General features: G+C 67.1%; 20 protein-coding genes and 1 tRNA gene. 13 read left to right on the forward strand and 8 right to left on the reverse strand.

From position 1 onward, the window contains the following. The first annotated feature begins 16 nt into the window (after positions 1–16). Positions 17–688, forward strand: a complete 672-nt coding sequence (locus tag IAG41_RS01475; protein ID WP_187726812.1) for a TonB family protein — start codon at positions 17–19, stop codon at positions 686–688. 7 nt (positions 689–695) lie between these two features. On the opposite strand, the gene aroB is transcribed toward IAG41_RS01475, so the two are convergent. Both aroB and IAG41_RS01485 read right to left on the reverse strand, forming a co-directional pair. After that, positions 696–1,793, reverse strand: coding sequence for a 3-dehydroquinate synthase (aroB, locus tag IAG41_RS01480; protein WP_187726813.1), 1,098 nt, complete (start codon positions 1,791–1,793; stop codon positions 696–698). Continuing rightward, positions 1,790–2,329: a shikimate kinase gene (locus tag IAG41_RS01485; RefSeq protein ID WP_187726814.1), complete on the reverse strand. Its 540-nt coding sequence runs from the start codon at positions 2,327–2,329 to the stop codon at positions 1,790–1,792. Before IAG41_RS01485 ends, aroB begins: the two co-directional genes overlap by 4 nt. Before the next feature lie 74 nt (positions 2,330–2,403). On the opposite strand from IAG41_RS01485, the gene IAG41_RS01490 reads away from it, so the two are divergent. Genes IAG41_RS01490 through IAG41_RS01505 form a run of 4 tightly spaced genes read left to right on the forward strand, consistent with a single transcriptional unit; the run spans position 2,404 to position 6,215 of the window. Further along, positions 2,404–2,541 (forward strand): hypothetical protein, encoded by a 138-nt coding sequence (locus IAG41_RS01490; protein ID WP_187726815.1) that lies wholly within the window; start codon positions 2,404–2,406, stop codon positions 2,539–2,541. Next, the gene (locus IAG41_RS01495; protein ID WP_262408417.1) at positions 2,522–4,312 is read left to right on the forward strand and encodes a hypothetical protein; all 1,791 of its coding nucleotides are present in this window, start codon (positions 2,522–2,524) and stop codon (positions 4,310–4,312) included. Before IAG41_RS01490 ends, IAG41_RS01495 begins: the two co-directional genes overlap by 20 nt. Next, positions 4,309–5,256, forward strand: a complete 948-nt coding sequence (locus tag IAG41_RS01500; RefSeq protein WP_262408418.1) for a tyrosine-type recombinase/integrase — start codon at positions 4,309–4,311, stop codon at positions 5,254–5,256. Before IAG41_RS01495 ends, IAG41_RS01500 begins: the two co-directional genes overlap by 4 nt. An 11-nt stretch (positions 5,257–5,267) precedes the next feature. Continuing rightward, on the forward strand, positions 5,268–6,215 hold the full coding sequence (locus IAG41_RS01505) for an acetyl-CoA carboxylase carboxyltransferase subunit alpha (RefSeq protein ID WP_187726816.1): 948 nt from the start codon (positions 5,268–5,270) through the stop codon (positions 6,213–6,215). A 9-nt stretch (positions 6,216–6,224) separates the two neighbouring features. On the opposite strand, the gene IAG41_RS01510 is transcribed toward IAG41_RS01505, so the two are convergent. Continuing rightward, positions 6,225–6,887 (reverse strand): HAD-IA family hydrolase, encoded by a 663-nt coding sequence (locus tag IAG41_RS01510; protein WP_187726817.1) that lies wholly within the window; start codon positions 6,885–6,887, stop codon positions 6,225–6,227. Between the two features lie 198 nt (positions 6,888–7,085). Here IAG41_RS01510 and IAG41_RS01515 point away from each other — a divergent pair, with 198 nt between their 5' ends. Next, complete coding sequence (locus IAG41_RS01515; protein ID WP_262408419.1) at positions 7,086–7,421, forward strand: hypothetical protein; 336 nt, start codon at positions 7,086–7,088, stop codon at positions 7,419–7,421. Positions 7,422–7,541: 120 nt separating this feature from the next. Here IAG41_RS01515 and IAG41_RS01520 read toward each other — a convergent pair whose 3' ends face one another. The 4 genes from IAG41_RS01520 to IAG41_RS01535 form a co-directional block, all read right to left on the reverse strand. After that, positions 7,542–7,712, reverse strand: a complete 171-nt coding sequence (locus tag IAG41_RS01520; protein WP_187726818.1) for a Flp family type IVb pilin — start codon at positions 7,710–7,712, stop codon at positions 7,542–7,544. Between the two features lie 72 nt (positions 7,713–7,784). Then, positions 7,785–7,955 carry a Flp family type IVb pilin gene (locus IAG41_RS01525; protein WP_187726819.1) on the reverse strand — a complete coding sequence of 57 codons (171 nt, stop codon included), beginning with the start codon at positions 7,953–7,955 and terminating at the stop codon, positions 7,785–7,787. Between the two features lie 75 nt (positions 7,956–8,030). Then, positions 8,031–8,198, reverse strand: a complete 168-nt coding sequence (locus IAG41_RS01530) for a Flp family type IVb pilin (protein ID WP_187726820.1) — start codon at positions 8,196–8,198, stop codon at positions 8,031–8,033. A gap of 133 nt (positions 8,199–8,331) precedes the next feature. After that, on the reverse strand, positions 8,332–8,514 hold the full coding sequence (locus IAG41_RS01535) for a Flp family type IVb pilin (protein ID WP_187726821.1): 183 nt from the start codon (positions 8,512–8,514) through the stop codon (positions 8,332–8,334). A gap of 55 nt (positions 8,515–8,569) precedes the next feature. Between IAG41_RS01535 and IAG41_RS01540 the strand changes: the two genes are divergently transcribed. Further along, on the forward strand, positions 8,570–8,980 hold the full coding sequence (locus IAG41_RS01540) for a (deoxy)nucleoside triphosphate pyrophosphohydrolase (protein ID WP_187726822.1): 411 nt from the start codon (positions 8,570–8,572) through the stop codon (positions 8,978–8,980). On the opposite strand, the gene IAG41_RS01545 is transcribed toward IAG41_RS01540, so the two are convergent. Next, on the reverse strand, positions 8,977–9,864 hold the full coding sequence (locus IAG41_RS01545) for a class I SAM-dependent methyltransferase (RefSeq protein ID WP_187726823.1): 888 nt from the start codon (positions 9,862–9,864) through the stop codon (positions 8,977–8,979). The genes IAG41_RS01540 and IAG41_RS01545 overlap by 4 nt on opposite strands. Between IAG41_RS01545 and IAG41_RS01550 the strand changes: the two genes are divergently transcribed. The 6 genes from IAG41_RS01550 to IAG41_RS01575 all read left to right on the forward strand — a co-directional run bounded on the left by IAG41_RS01550 (position 9,859) and on the right by IAG41_RS01575 (position 13,299). After that, positions 9,859–10,590: a ComF family protein gene (locus IAG41_RS01550; protein WP_187727821.1), complete on the forward strand. Its 732-nt coding sequence runs from the start codon at positions 9,859–9,861 to the stop codon at positions 10,588–10,590. The genes IAG41_RS01545 and IAG41_RS01550 overlap by 6 nt on opposite strands. 45 nt (positions 10,591–10,635) lie before the next feature. Further along, positions 10,636–10,893: a glutaredoxin 3 gene (gene grxC / locus IAG41_RS01555; protein ID WP_187726824.1), complete on the forward strand. Its 258-nt coding sequence runs from the start codon at positions 10,636–10,638 to the stop codon at positions 10,891–10,893. Continuing rightward, entirely contained in the window at positions 10,890–11,714 is an 825-nt protein-coding gene (locus IAG41_RS01560) for a carbon-nitrogen hydrolase family protein (protein WP_187726825.1), read from the forward strand. The genes grxC and IAG41_RS01560 overlap by 4 nt, the downstream gene beginning before the upstream one ends. Then, a complete protein-coding gene (locus tag IAG41_RS01565; RefSeq protein WP_187726826.1) occupies positions 11,711–12,139 on the forward strand; it encodes a DUF1178 family protein in 429 nt (142 codons plus the stop codon). Before IAG41_RS01560 ends, IAG41_RS01565 begins: the two co-directional genes overlap by 4 nt. Before the next feature lie 34 nt (positions 12,140–12,173). Next, a tRNA-Arg gene (locus IAG41_RS01570) sits at positions 12,174–12,250 on the forward strand. Positions 12,251–12,756: 506 nt separating this feature from the next. Then, positions 12,757–13,299 carry a hypothetical protein gene (locus tag IAG41_RS01575; protein WP_187726827.1) on the forward strand — a complete coding sequence of 181 codons (543 nt, stop codon included), beginning with the start codon at positions 12,757–12,759 and terminating at the stop codon, positions 13,297–13,299. Positions 13,300–13,485 lie beyond the last annotated feature (186 nt).

Consider the following 13,485-nt stretch of genomic DNA (forward strand, 5'->3'; position numbering starts at 1 on the left):
GGTTTCGGGGGATGCGATGCCACACTATGGTCTGATATTTGCGGCTGCGACGATGCTGCCGGTGGCAGGCGATACACCGGAGCCGCTGCCGATCGATGCGGGGCGCGAGCTTTATCCCGCCGATGCGCTAGCCCAGGGGCTGGAAGGCGAGGTGCCGATCAAGGTCCAGGTGAGCCCAACCGGCGAGTTGCGCTGTTCGGCGGCTCCTGGCGGCCCGCTCGGACCGCTCAAGCGCGCGAGCTGTGCGCTGGTCGCCCAGCGCGGATATTTCCCGCCACGAGTCGAGAGGGGCGTGGCAGTCGCCTCCGACTATGCCTTTGTCGTGCGCTGGAACCACAAGACCGACAACAGCCAGTTCGGTGGTGCGATACCCGTCGGGAGGCCGCTATGGGTGACCTATGCCGATTACCCCGCCGCGGCATCGCACCAGATGATGGACGGCAAGGTTCGCGTCAGCTTCGAGATCAACACGTTCGGCCGCGCCGAGAATTGCGCGATCACACGCTCGAACACGACGAGCGTGCTGGCAGACGCGGTTTGTCCACTGATCCTCAGGCGGGCTGCATTTCTGGTGGCACTGGGACCCGATGGCCGCCCCAAGCGGACCGCCGGCTGGTTCAATGTCGCCTGGCGCTATTGCAGCAATTCCAACATCAAATATTGCCCGAAGCCCGACATAGGCCCCTGAACGGCCTTCAGGCGGGACGGGGCTGGGCGTCGAGGAAGGCGGCGACGTCCGCGAGGTCGACGGTCTTGTCGAGGAAGGTCTGCCCGATGCCCTTGGCGAGCAGGAAGGGGAGAGTGCCGGCGGCCATCTTCTTGTCGTGAAGCATATGCTCGACCAGGCGCGCGCCGGTGGCGGTGATGCCGGCGGCCGCGAGGCCGTCGGGGAGGCCGATGGCGCGGAGATGGGTTGCGACGCGGGTCGCGTCCTGTCCGGGGCAGAGGCCCAGTCGCGCGGAGTAAGCGAAGGCGAGCGCCATGCCGGCTGCGACGCCTTCGCCGTGGAGGAGCTTCGAGGAGAAGCCGGTCTCGGCCTCAAGCGCATGGCCGAAGGTGTGGCCGAGATTGAGCAAAGCGCGCTTGCCGGTGGTCTCGCGTTCGTCCTCCGCGACGATGCGGGCCTTGGCGGCGACCGAATGGGCGATGGCGGTTTCGCGGGCCTTGGGGTCGCCGGCGAGGAGCGCGGTGGCTTCTGCCTCGCACCACTCGAAGAAGGCGAAATCGTCGATCAGGCCGTATTTGACCACCTCGGCATAGCCGGCGCGGAGCTCCCGGGCCGGGAGCGTGTCGAGCACCTGCGGGTCGATCAGGACGAGCGCGGGCTGGTGGAAGGCGCCGACCAGATTCTTGCCGGCGCGGCTGTTGATCGCGGTCTTGCCGCCGACCGAGCTGTCGACCTGGGCGAGCAGGGTGGTGGGCACCTGGACGAAGTTGCAGCCGCGCTTGAGGATCGAGGTCGCGAAGCCGACCAGATCGCCGATCACGCCGCCGCCCAAGGCGATGACATGGTCGCTGCGCTCGACGCCGAGATCCAGCAGCCGGTCGGTGAGCGATTCGAGCTGCGCCCAGCTCTTGGTGGCTTCGCCGGGGGGCAGGATGATCGCCTCGCTCTCGATGCCGAGGCCCGCCTGGAGCGTGGCGAGATGGGGGCGGAGATTCTCGTCGGTGACGATGACGAAGCGGCGGCCTTTAGCCAGCGGAGCGAGATGCTCGCCGGCGCGGGCGAGCAGCCTGGCCTCGATGCGGACGTCATAGCTGCGCGCGCCGAGCGCGACGGGGACGATTGTCACGGGTGAATGGCCTTCAGGATCGCATCGACGGTAGCGTCGTGCGGCGCTGCTATGCTGACGACGCGGATCGGCGCAAGCGCATAGAAGGGATTGCGGATGCGGGCGAGCTCGGCGAGCACCGCTTCGGGATCCTTGCCGCGCAGCAACGGACGGGTGTCGCGCTTGCGGACGCGCTCGGCGAGCACTGCGGGTTCGGCATCGAGCCACACCGCGATGGCATGGTCGAGGATCAGTGCGCGGGTCGCTTCGTTGAGGAAGGCGCCGCCGCCGGTGGCGATCACCTTGGGCGTACCGTCGATCAGCCGGGCGATGACTCTCCGTTCGCCGTCGCGGAAGTGCGGTTCGCCGAAACGCTCGAAGATATCGGCGATCGTCATGCCCGCCGCGGTCTCGATCTCGGTATCGGCATCGACGAAGGGAAGATCCATGCGATGCGCGAGGCGGCGGCCAACGGTGGACTTCCCCGCCCCCATCAGTCCGATCAGGACAATCGGCTTGCCCGTCCAGCCACTTGCGCTCGCATGCATTTGTAACATTGTGCGGGGGGCTATACAGCGTGGTCGGGTCTCGGGCAAAAGGCCCGCGCAGTCACTCTTCCACGGACCATATCATGTCCCGTTCGCTCGTTGCGTTGATCGTCGTCATAGTCGTGCTGGTGGGAGGCGTGTTCCTGCTTGCCGGGCGCAGCACCGAGAAGGAACCGGTCCGCGTGGAGAAGGTGGTCCCGCTTGAAAATCTCACGCGCTAGAGCCTCGCGGCTCGCACTGACGGCATTGTTGCTCGCCGGCGTCGCGGTGCCGGCGGTGGGCCAGCAGGATTCGCCCGAATCGCTGCTGCCGCCGGGATTCGACCAGCCCGCGACGCCCGCTCCGAGCCCCGCGCCCTCGCGGCCGGCCGATGGCGTGACCCCGCCGCCGATCGCGGCCGAGCCGCTGCCCGACTATCTGGCGCTGGGCAACGCAGCCGCTCTGGGCAATGCGCAGGAAGCGGCCGCCGAGCCGATCGACCTCTCGCAATATGAACTGCCCGATTATGCCAAGCACTCGCTGGCGCGGGTCGGCGCGTTCGCCTCGGGCAATGCTGGGTTTCCGGCGAATGCGTTCGGGGCGAGCGACGGACGGGTGCTCAAGACCTTGTTGCGGCGTCTCGACGCGCCGGTGGCGTCGCGCTGGGCGTCGATCGTGCTGCGCCGTGCGCTGATGTCGCCGCTCGACACGCCGGCGAACATCAACGGCGCGGACTTCGCCGCCGAGCGTGCCTGGGTGTTGCTGCGGATGGGCGAGGCGACCGCGGCGCGCGCCGTGGTCAACGATGTCGACACCGACAATTACACGACCCTGCTCTATCTGGTGGCGATGCAGGCGGGGCTGGCGACGGGCGATCCCGGCGCCTTCTGCCCGCTCGCGGACGATGCGGCGGGGATTATCCACCAGCGCAGCTGGGCGCTCGCCCAGGCGATGTGCATGGGCCTGGCCGGCAAGCCGACCGAGGCGGGACAATTGCTGAGCGCGGCGCGCCAGGGGACCAGCCCGAGCGACATCGACAATCTGCTCGCCGAGAAAGTGCTCGGCACCGGGGCGCAGGGCCGCCGCGCGGTTACGATCGAATGGGCAGGCGTCACCCAGCTGACAGCGTGGCGCTGGGGACTGGCGACGGCGACGGGCGTCGAGGTGCCGTCCGAACTCTATGCGACGGCGGGGCCGCAGGTCCGCTATTGGCAGGCATTGTCACCTTCGGTCGCGCCGGCGGCGCGTGCGCAGGCGGCCGAACTGGCGGCGACGTCGGGGGTCTTCTCCAATGCCGGGCTGGTCGATCTCTATGGCGATATCGACGCGGACAGCGATGCGCCCGGCCCCGAGGCCGGCATCGCGCGCGATCTGCGCACCGCCTATACCGATGGCGATGCCGGCGGACGGGTCAAGGCGATCCAGGCGCTGTGGGACCAGGCCAATACGCCGCGCACCCAATATGCGCGGCTGATCCTGACCGCGCGCGCGGCATCGTGGATCCCCGCGAACAACAATGTCGCCACCCCCGAGCGGCTGATCGCGTCGATGCTGTCAGCCGGCTATGACGGCCCGGCGATGGAATGGCGCGGCATGGTGAAGCCCGGCAGCGAAGGCTGGGCGCTGCTCGCGCTGGCGGACCAGGCGACGAGCCCGGTCTCGATCGGCGATTTCGACACCTATCGGGGCGCAGCGACGCCGCGCAAGGCACAGATGCTGCTCGCCGGGCTGGCGGGGCTGGGCCGGCTGAAAGCCGCCGATGCCCAGAGTGGCGCGCAGGCGGTGGATGTGCGGATCGGCGGCGCCAATGCCTGGACGCGCGCGATCGACGCGGCAGGGCGGCGGGGCGAGCCCGGCACGGTCGCCTTGCTCGCCGCTGTGGGGATGCAGGCGCCCAACTGGGACTATGTGACGCCCGAGGCGCTATTCCACATCGTCGCGGCGATGCGCGCGGCGGGGATGGGCAATTATGCGCGGATGATCGCCATCGAGGCGGTCACGCGGACGGCTTGACCGAGTCCGTTGATTTTCCGCCTGGGGCCGCCGGGGCCGATGATCGCGCGCTGATCGAGCGCTTTCTCGAGATGATGCAGGCTGAGGCGGGTGCCGCGGCCAATACGATCGCAGCCTATGAGGCCGACCTCAGGATCGCGTCCGAGACGCTGGGCGGCAGGCTGGGCGAGGCAGATGCCGACGCGCTCGAACGGCTGGGCGGCGAATGGCTGGCGCTGGCGCGATCGACGGTGGCGCGCAAATCGGCGGCCTTGCGACGGTTCTTCGCGTTCCTGGCCGATGAAGGCTTCCGGAGCGACGATCCGGGCGGCGCGCTGCCACGGCCGGGGACGGCACGGGCGCTACCCAAGGTGTTGAGCACCGGCGATGTCGACCAATTGTTCGCGGCGATCGCCGAGCGACAGGCACGGGTGCCGCCCGATCCGCGCGACCTGCGGCTGCTCGCTTTGGTCGAACTGCTCTATGGTTCCGGGCTGCGCGCGACCGAACTGGTATCGCTGCCGCGCAACGCCATCCATCCCGACCGGCCTTATCTGATCCTGAAGGGCAAGGGCGGGCGCGAGCGGCTGGTGCCGATATCCGACCGCGCCCGGGCGGCGGTGGCAGTGTGGCGCGACCATGTCGCGGCGGACCGGGCCTGGCTGTTCCCCTCGGGCAAGAAACACCTCTCGCGGGTGCGACTCTATCAGCTGATCCGCGCGCTCGCCGCCGAGGCGGGGATTCCGCCCGACCGGGTGAGCCCGCACGTGCTGCGCCATGCCTTCGCCACGCACCTGCTCGAAGGCGGCGCGGACCTGCGTGCTCTGCAGGCGATGCTGGGCCATGCGGACATCGCGACGACGGAGATCTACACTCATGTCGACAGCAAAAGGCTGGTCGAGCTGGTCAATGCGAGACATCCTCTGGGTGAGGCGCTCGTTGACGTGAAGCGCGGCCCGGCGTAGCCCGCAGCCCCATGACGACCTTCCTCGATTTCGAGAAGCCGATCGCCGAGCTGCAGAGCCGGATCGACGAGCTGCGCAACACCGCCGAGGGCGGCGAAGTGAATATCGACGCGGAGATCGGACCGCTCCAGGCCAAGTCCGACAAGCTGCTGCTCGACACCTATGCCCGGCTGACGCCGTGGCAAAAGACCCAGGTGGCGCGCCACCCGGAGCGGCCGCATTTCAAGCATTATGTCGCCGGGCTGATCGAAGACTTCATGCCGCTGGGCGGCGACCGCGCATTTGCCGACGACGCCGCGATCATCGGCGGGCTTGGGCGCTTCCGCGGACGCCGGGTGATGGTGATCGGCCATGAGAAGGGCGACGATACTGCGAGCCGGCTCAAGCATAATTTCGGGATGGGCAAGCCGGAAGGATATCGCAAGGCGATCCGACTGATGCAGCTCGCCGACCGGTTCGGGCTGCCGGTGATCACCCTGGTTGACACGTCGGGCGCGTTCCCGGGCGTTCAGGCCGAGGAGCGCGGCCAGGCCGAGGCGATCGCGCGCTCGACCGAGCAGTGCCTCAATTTGGGCGTGCCCTTGGTCGCGGCGATCCTGGGCGAGGGCGGTTCGGGCGGCGCGGTGGCGCTGGCGGCGGGCAATACCGTGCTGATGATGGAGCATGCGGTCTATTCGGTGATCTCGCCCGAGGGCTGCGCCTCGATCCTGTGGCGCACCGCCGACAAGGCCGCCGACGCCGCCGAGGCGATGAAGGTGACCGCGCAGCATCTGAAGGAACTGGGCGTGATCGATCGGATCGTCCCTGAGCCGTTGGGCGGGGCGCATCGCGCACCGGGCGTGGCGGTGCAGGCGCTGGGCGATGCAATCGCGGAGTCGCTGGACGCGCTGAAGGGGCTGTCGCCCGAATCGCTGCGCCAGGCACGGCGGGCGAAGTTCCTGGCGATGGGCCGGGCCTGAGCCCTCCCGTTACCGCTGACTGAGCAGCAACGCTTCGGCGTTTGAAGCGTCAATGCCGAGCCCGGCATAGTCGGCGATGCGCGGATGCGGCGTTTCGAGCGGCTTGTGGTGCGTCGCGGTGACGACGACCACGCTGGCGCCCGCAGCCTCCGCAGCGGCGATTCCGGCGGGCGAGTCTTCGAACACCAGACAATCTGCGATCGGCTGACCAAGTTGCCTGGCGGCAAGCAGGAAGCAGTCCGGCGCGGGCTTGCCATGGGCGACGTCTTCCGCGGTTACCAGAACATGGGGCGTCGGGAGGCCAGCCGCCTCGATCCGGCGCAGCGCGAGCAAGCGCGGCGCCGAGGTGACGATCGCCCAGCGATCGGCGGGCAGCGCGCCGAGAAAGGCGGCGGCGCCGGCGATCGCATCGACGCCGTCCATGTCGGCCATCTCGGCCAGGGTCAGCGCGGCGGCTTCGGTGTCGGGGTCGATACCGGGCAGCGCGAGGCTGCGAATCGTCTGCACAGCCTGAACGCCGTGGATCGTCGGCAGGAAGGTTTCGACATCGAGGCCGTGGCGCAGTGCCCAGGCGGTCCAGACGCGCTCGGCGGCGGCGATCGAACTCAGGATCGTCCCATCCATGTCGAACAGGAAGGCGGCGAAGCGGCGCTCTGCGAAAGGTACGGGCATCGGCCTCCGCTTAGGGCCGGCGCGGACGGCGAACAATCCCGCCACGGCCTGAGGAAGAGAAGGCCGGCGGAGCGGGCGTTCCGGCGTCGCAATATTGGACGATAAGCCCCTGGAATCTAGCTTCGGCGCGCGTTGACACGATTACCCGACCCTGATTTGTTGCAGGCGGATGCACCAAGCATCGAAGGGGGAAGTCGAATGAAGAAGGGGGTAATTCTCGTTTTATTGGCAGGGCAGGCGCTTGCGGGCTGTGCATCGACGCAGAAGGTGCTCGCCAAGGAGCCTACCGAAGTGTTCCATTCGGCCAAAAGCCAGAACGAAGTAGCTTTTTGTCTGGCGAACAAGAACAACACTTCGCCATTGGATCGCGATGACGGATCGAAGACCGTCCTGCTCAAGAATGGGTATGGAGCGGTTTCTCTCGCTTTCACGGTTTACAAGGACGGCGACGGGAGCCGTATCGAATATCGCAAGGCGTTCGGCACGATTGGCGGCGCCTGGAAGCAATGTGTGGGGCTGAAGGACGAGAAGTAAGAAGCCGCAGGCTATGGCCTGCCTGAGGGCAGGCCGCTCGCTGGCTCCTTAAGGCTTGAGCAATAGAAAGGGCGGCGGAACCGGAGTTCCGCCGCCCTCTGAATTTCAGCCGATAAAGGCTTAGGTGGCCTTCATGTTCGACGACACGTTGGTGAAGGTCTTTTTGAGCTGATTGCCCAGACCCTGCATCGCGGCGATGGCGGCGACGGCAATCAACGCGGCAATCAGGCCATATTCGATCGCGGTCGCCGCGCGCGTCTGACGGAGCAACGTCAACAACTTGCGAGCCATTTTTTGTTCCTTAAAAAAGGGGTGGCGAAACTCGTGTCTCGCCACCCCTTTTCAAACTCGGTTGATAAAGGCTTAGGTGGCCTTCATGTTCGACGACACGTTGGTGAACGTCTTCGTCAGCTGATTGCCCAGACCCTGCATCGCGGCGATCGCGGCCACGGCGATCAGCGCGGCGATCAGGCCATATTCGATTGCGGTCGCAGCGCGGGTGTCGCGCAGCATCGTCAGAAACTTTCTAACCATATCGGTATCCTTCGAAAGAAAAAGGGCGGCAGACCGAAGTCCACCGCCCCGTTTTCGTCACTTAGGTTTGAAAGCTTACGAAGCCTTCATGTTCGACGTCACGTTGCCGAAGGTCTTGTTGAGCTGGTTGCCCAGACCCTGCATCGCTGCGATGGCGGCGACGGCGATCAGAGCGGCGATCAGGCCGTACTCGATCGCGGTGGCGCCCTTGGAATTCTTAAGGAAGTTGCGAATCTTCTTCATACCGGTCTCCATCGTCCCAGAAATTGCTTCATTCACCGGCCAACCCCGGAATTCTCCAGATCGGCATCGCTGACACTAAGGAGGGGAAGTAAAGAAACGCCTAAACCGATACGTTACGATTACGTTATGGATATCAATGTGCGGACTGGACCTTGTCGCTGACATTGATCCACATGTCCGTGGTGACGCCGGCCAACGCGATCAGCGCGCTCATCAGCGCGAGCACGATCAGCGCCAGGATCAGCCCGTACTCGATCACGGTTGCGCCGCGCTGATCGCTGATCAGCGTGCGGAAAAAACGGATCGGGGCTCGCATCGACGCCTCATCTCCTGCAGGACACATGCCTTCATATTAGGAAAGAGATTACGGAGTGCTTAGCGATTCCCCGCTTTTACTCGTTGTCGCCGTCGCGCTGATCGACGGCGAAGGGCGTGTGCTGGTCCAGCAACGGCCCGAGGGCAAGCCGATGGCTGGCCTGTGGGAATTCCCGGGCGGCAAGATCGAGCCCGGCGAACTGCCTGAAGCGGCACTGATCCGCGAGATCGGCGAGGAACTGGGCGTCGAGCTGGCGCGCGGCGCGCTGACGCCGGCCATCTTCGCGAGTGAAGGGCTGGGCGCCCGGCACCTGTTGCTGCTGCTCTATCTCGCGTGCGAATGGCGGGGCGAGCCCGAGGCGCGGCACGCGACCGCGCTGCAATGGCTGCGGCCGGCTGAACTGCGCGGGCTGGCGATGCCGCCGGCGGACGAGCCGCTGATCGGGCTGCTCGAGAAGCTGGTCTAGGACTTGGGCTTGAGCGCTTCGGCGAGCGAGGCGGTGGCGCTGCCGCGGCGGGCTGGCTTGGGCTGCGAGGGATCGGGCGCCCAGCCGGTGAGATAGACGATCTCGAAACGCTCGGGGGTACGGCCGTCGGGATCGGCGCGCTCGGCGAATTGCTGGGCGGCGGCGATCAGCGTGGCGCGGGTGAGCGGGCGGGCACCGGGGAGCAGGTTGGTCGCGGCCATGCCGCGCAGGTCGCGGATCAGGTTGGGCAGGCCGGCATAGCGCACTGCCAATGTCTCGACATCGGCGACCGGCAGCGCGAAGCCGGCGCGGCTGAGCAGGTCGCCGGCCGAGCGGACGTCGATCTGGGGATGGAAGCGCGCGGCGGGGCGATCGGCTTCGGCGGCGAGGAAGGCGGCGCGCAGCGTCGCGAGCGTGCCGGCGCCGAGAAACGCGCCGAGGAACAGGCCGTCGGGGCGCAGCGCGCGGCGGGCGAGGGCGAGGACGCCGGGGACGTCGTTGATCGAATCGAGCACGCCGATCGACACGACCAGGTCGAAGCTGGCTTCCGGCAAGGGATAGCGATCCTCGTCGGCATGGATCGCGCCCGAGGCGGCGGCGAAGGCGGTGCCGGCTTCGAGCCGGGTGATGGTCGCTCCGGGCAGGGTGAAGACGCCGTCGAAGCTGCCGAGATCGAGCACGTCGCGGAAATCGCGTTTCACGCCTTCCAGCCGTTCGTAGATGCCCTCGAGCATATGATCGCGGACGAAGCTCTCATAGTCGCGGGCGGCGCGGTCGCGGCGCTTGCGGCGAAGCGCGCGGTCAAAGATCTCGGACGGAGAATCGGGGTCGGGCACGGCGCGCTTGTGCAGCGGCGCGGCATTGGGGACAAGGTGGCGATGCATGCGCTCGCACCCCTTGCCCGGCTCGCCGATCTCGCGCTGCCGCCGCGCTGTCCCGGGTGCGGCACGATCACCGGGGCCGATCACCGCTTCTGCGTGGCGTGCTGGGGGAGTCTGCGCTTCCTGGGGCCGCCTTGGTGCGCGAAATGCCATGCGCCGTTCGACTATGACCGCGGCTCGGATGCCGTCTGCGTCCAGTGCATGGAGCATCCCCCGGTGCATGACGGGGTGCGCGCAGCGGTGGCCTATGGCGATGTCGCGCGCGGCGTAGCGCTCAAGCTCAAATATTCGGGACGACTGGCATGCGCCGAGACGATGGCGCGGGCGATGACGAGGATGATGCCTACAAACGCCGATCTGCTGGTGCCGGTGCCGCTGCATCGCTGGCGGATCTGGTCGCGCGGCTTCAACCAGGCGGCGCTGATCGCGCAGGGATTGTCCAGAGCGAGCGGCGTGCCCGCCGATGCCGAACTGCTGCGGCGCGTGAAGGCGACGCCGGTGCTGCGGGGGCTGGACGCGCGCGGGCGGGCCAAGGCGGTCGCGGGGGCGTTCGCACTGGCGCCGGGGGCGAAGGACAGGCTGAAAGGCAGGACCGTGGTGCTGGTCGACGATGTCCATACCAGCGGCGCGACGGGAGAGGCCTGCGCGCGGGTGCTCAAGCGCGGCGGCGCGGCTTCGGTGATCCTTCTATGCTGGGCGCGCGTTCTTGGGGATGAGGCGCTGGACTAGCCCCGGGTTGACAGCGGCATGGGCGCACCACAAGTCGAGGAGGATATGGCTAAAATCGAAATCTACACCAAGGCGTTCTGTCCCTATTGCAGCCGCGCCAAGCATCTCCTCGACAGCAAAAGCGTGGCCTATGAGGAATTCGACATCACGATGGGCGGACCCAAGCGCCAGGAGATGATCCAGCGCGCCAACGGCCGCACCACGGTGCCGCAGATCTTCATCGACGGGCAGCATATCGGCGGATCGGACGACCTCGCGGCGCTCGACCGGCGCGGCGGGCTGGACGAATTGCTCGCCGCATGACCCGCGCCGCCCTCCTCCAGATGACCAGCGGGATCGATCCCGCCGCCAATGCGCGCACGCTGGTGGCGGGTGTGGCCGAGGCCAAGGCGGGCGGGGCGGCGATGCTGTTCACGCCGGAAATGTCGGGGCTGCTCGATGGCGACCGCAACCGCGCCGCGGGCTCGCTGATGCGCGAGGAGGACGACCGGGTGCTCGCCGCGGTGCGCGCGGCGGCGGCCGGGCACGGGATCTGGGTGCATATCGGCAGCCTTGCGGTGCTGCGCGACGACGGCAAGCTCGCCAATCGCGGCTATGTGATCGATGACGGCGGCGCGATCCGCGCGACCTATGACAAGATGCATCTGTTCGATGTCGATCTGCCGACGGGCGAGAGCTGGCGCGAATCGAACAGCTATACCGCGGGCGAGCGTGCGGTGACGGTGCAGACGCCGCTGGGGGTGCTCGGACTGGCGATCTGCTACGATCTGCGCTTCCCGGACCTGTTCCGCACGCTGAGCGACGCGGGTGCGACGATCCTGACGATGCCGGCGGCGTTCACCCGCCCGACCGGCACCGCGCACTGGCATGTGCTCCAGCGCGCGCGGGCGATCGAGGCGGCGGCGTTCGTGATCTCGGCGGCGCAGACCGGCCAGCACGAGGACGGACGCGCGACCTATGGCCATTCGCTGGTCGTCGATCCCTGGGGCGAAGTGCTGCTCGACATGGGCGAGCCCACCGGGCTGGGCTTTGCCGAGATCGACCAGGCACGTGTCGAGGCGGCGCGGGCGCGGGTGCCGGTGCTCAAGCATCGCCGCGCGATTCCCGCGGCAGAAATCTTGTGATCGTCTTCGATCTCAAATGCGGTACCGGCCATGTGTTCGAGGCGTGGTTCGGATCGAGCGATGCCTATGAGGCGCAGCGCGCTGGCGGGATGATCCAGTGCCCGATGTGCGGCGATGGCGATGTGGCCAAGGCGGTGATGGCGCCGAACGTGGGGGCGAAAGGCAACCAGTCGCCCGCGATCGCGCCCGCGGCGCTGAAGGCGGCAATGGCCGCGGTGGCCGAGATCCAGTCGAAGATGCTCGAAAAGTCGCAATGGGTGGGCACCGCCTTTGCCGACACGGCGCGGGCGATGCATCTGGGGGACGCACCGCAGGCGCAGATCCACGGCCAGGCCACCGCGGACGAAGCCAGGGAACTGGTCGAAGAAGGCGTGCCGGTGGCACCTTTGCTCGTGCCGATCGTCCCGCCCGAGGCTTGCAATTGATTCCGCGCGCCACGCTGGGTACCAGCAGCCGCGTGGCCCGGTAGCTCAGCAGGATAGAGCAAGCGATTCCTAATCGAGAGGTCGGAGGTTCGAATCCTCTCCGGGTCACCATAATCGCGAGTAAAATTGCTTTATCTCAATAACTTATTCGTATTTTGGGCATTTGGCGGGATTCTGCGGGTAGCCGGAATGTCCGAAAGTGGGTCGTTAGCGGTCGTTTAGGCGGTCGGCACCGCGAACGTCCGAGATTGGTGGTCAGCGGCCATTCCCCTCACCGTCACCCCGGCCTTGTGCCGGGGCCACTGCGCAACTTGGCGAGACGCCCAAGGCGCTAACGGCTCGTTCGCGGACGAGTGGACCCCGGCACAAGCCCGGGGTGACGGCTGGGGGGCGTAGCTTCGTCGCGCCAGAGTCCGCTTTCGTCGCCGGCCGGTCGAAACGCCCGCGACACGATTCCGGACCTGCTTAAAGGCGCCTTCACCTTCTGATCGGGCGGCGGCGATCCCGCATCCTCCGGACCGTTGAGGCGCGGTTTCCGGAACGATGCTGCTTGTGCGCCCGTCATCGAAGGCTTGACCAATCAAGGGGTGGGGACCCCGCATTTGAGGGACGACACAATGAAGTATCTTATGGTCGCCGCCGCATTGCTGGCGGGCACTGCAACCCAGGCGAACGCGCAGATCGTCACCAAGAAGCTCCAGATCGTCGCATCGGGATTCGAAGGCGGCGCGCCGATCGGCACGGTGAAGGGCATTTTCGAGTTCACCTATAACAGCGGCGCGTTCCTGACGCCGCCGGCGCCGGTGACCCTCACCGGCTTCAACGCCCCCTATGCCGGTACGGCGCTGTTTTCGTTCAACAAGATGAACGACATGCTGACCGTGGGCAACAATATCGGCTTCGGCAGCTATACGTTGAGCCCGGCAACTGCTGGGTTCGGCTTCTTCCTGAAGAATGTTTCGACCAATCCGAACATCGATAGTTTCGGCTATTCGACCGGCGGCGGGAAGATCTGGCACGCATCGAACATCACCGTCTCGCCGGCTTCGGCCGTGCCCGAGGCTTCGGCCTGGGCAATGATGATCGGCGGCTTCGGCGCTGCGGGCGGCGTGCTCCGCGCGGCCCGGCGACGGCGGGCGAGCGGCCAGGCCTTTGCCTGAGCCCAGCGACTGTAAGCGTGCAACGTAAAGAAGGCGCGGGATCGGAAGATCCCGCGCCTTTAGTTTAGGTCCAGTGGCTTAAGATGCCGCGGGCGGGGGGAGTGCCGGCGGCACAGGGTGTCCCGACCGTCGCCCCCCAGGCGCTGCGCTTCTCAATTCGCGGCAAGGGACGATCGGTCGGGACTG

It is taken from the genome of Sphingomonas sp. JC676 (assembly GCF_014489075.1).
Taxonomy (GTDB): Bacteria; Pseudomonadota; Alphaproteobacteria; order Sphingomonadales; family Sphingomonadaceae; genus Sphingomonas.

Bases quoted from the DNA above. Each gene is read 5' to 3' on its own strand.
- IAG41_RS01475 (WP_187726812.1), top strand. From the start codon at position 17: ATGCCACACTATGGTCTGATATTTGCGGCTGCGACGATGCTGCCGGTG.
- IAG41_RS01485 (WP_187726814.1), bottom strand. From the start codon at position 2,329: ATGTTACAAATGCATGCGAGCGCAAGTGGCTGGACGGGCAAGCCGATT.
- IAG41_RS01490 (WP_187726815.1), top strand. From the start codon at position 2,404: ATGTCCCGTTCGCTCGTTGCGTTGATCGTCGTCATAGTCGTGCTGGTG.
- IAG41_RS01505 (WP_187726816.1), top strand. From the start codon at position 5,268: ATGACGACCTTCCTCGATTTCGAGAAGCCGATCGCCGAGCTGCAGAGC.
- IAG41_RS01510 (WP_187726817.1), bottom strand. From the start codon at position 6,887: ATGCCCGTACCTTTCGCAGAGCGCCGCTTCGCCGCCTTCCTGTTCGAC.
- IAG41_RS01515 (WP_262408419.1), top strand. From the start codon at position 7,086: ATGAAGAAGGGGGTAATTCTCGTTTTATTGGCAGGGCAGGCGCTTGCG.
- IAG41_RS01520 (WP_187726818.1), bottom strand. From the start codon at position 7,712: ATGGCTCGCAAGTTGTTGACGTTGCTCCGTCAGACGCGCGCGGCGACC.
- IAG41_RS01525 (WP_187726819.1), bottom strand. From the start codon at position 7,955: ATGGTTAGAAAGTTTCTGACGATGCTGCGCGACACCCGCGCTGCGACC.
- IAG41_RS01530 (WP_187726820.1), bottom strand. From the start codon at position 8,198: ATGAAGAAGATTCGCAACTTCCTTAAGAATTCCAAGGGCGCCACCGCG.
- IAG41_RS01535 (WP_187726821.1), bottom strand. From the start codon at position 8,514: ATGCGAGCCCCGATCCGTTTTTTCCGCACGCTGATCAGCGATCAGCGC.
- IAG41_RS01550 (WP_187727821.1), top strand. From the start codon at position 9,859: ATGCATGCGCTCGCACCCCTTGCCCGGCTCGCCGATCTCGCGCTGCCG.
- IAG41_RS01545 (WP_187726823.1), bottom strand. From the start codon at position 9,864: ATGCATCGCCACCTTGTCCCCAATGCCGCGCCGCTGCACAAGCGCGCC.
- grxC (WP_187726824.1), top strand. From the start codon at position 10,636: ATGGCTAAAATCGAAATCTACACCAAGGCGTTCTGTCCCTATTGCAGC.
- IAG41_RS01560 (WP_187726825.1), top strand. From the start codon at position 10,890: ATGACCCGCGCCGCCCTCCTCCAGATGACCAGCGGGATCGATCCCGCC.
- IAG41_RS01575 (WP_187726827.1), top strand. From the start codon at position 12,757: ATGAAGTATCTTATGGTCGCCGCCGCATTGCTGGCGGGCACTGCAACC.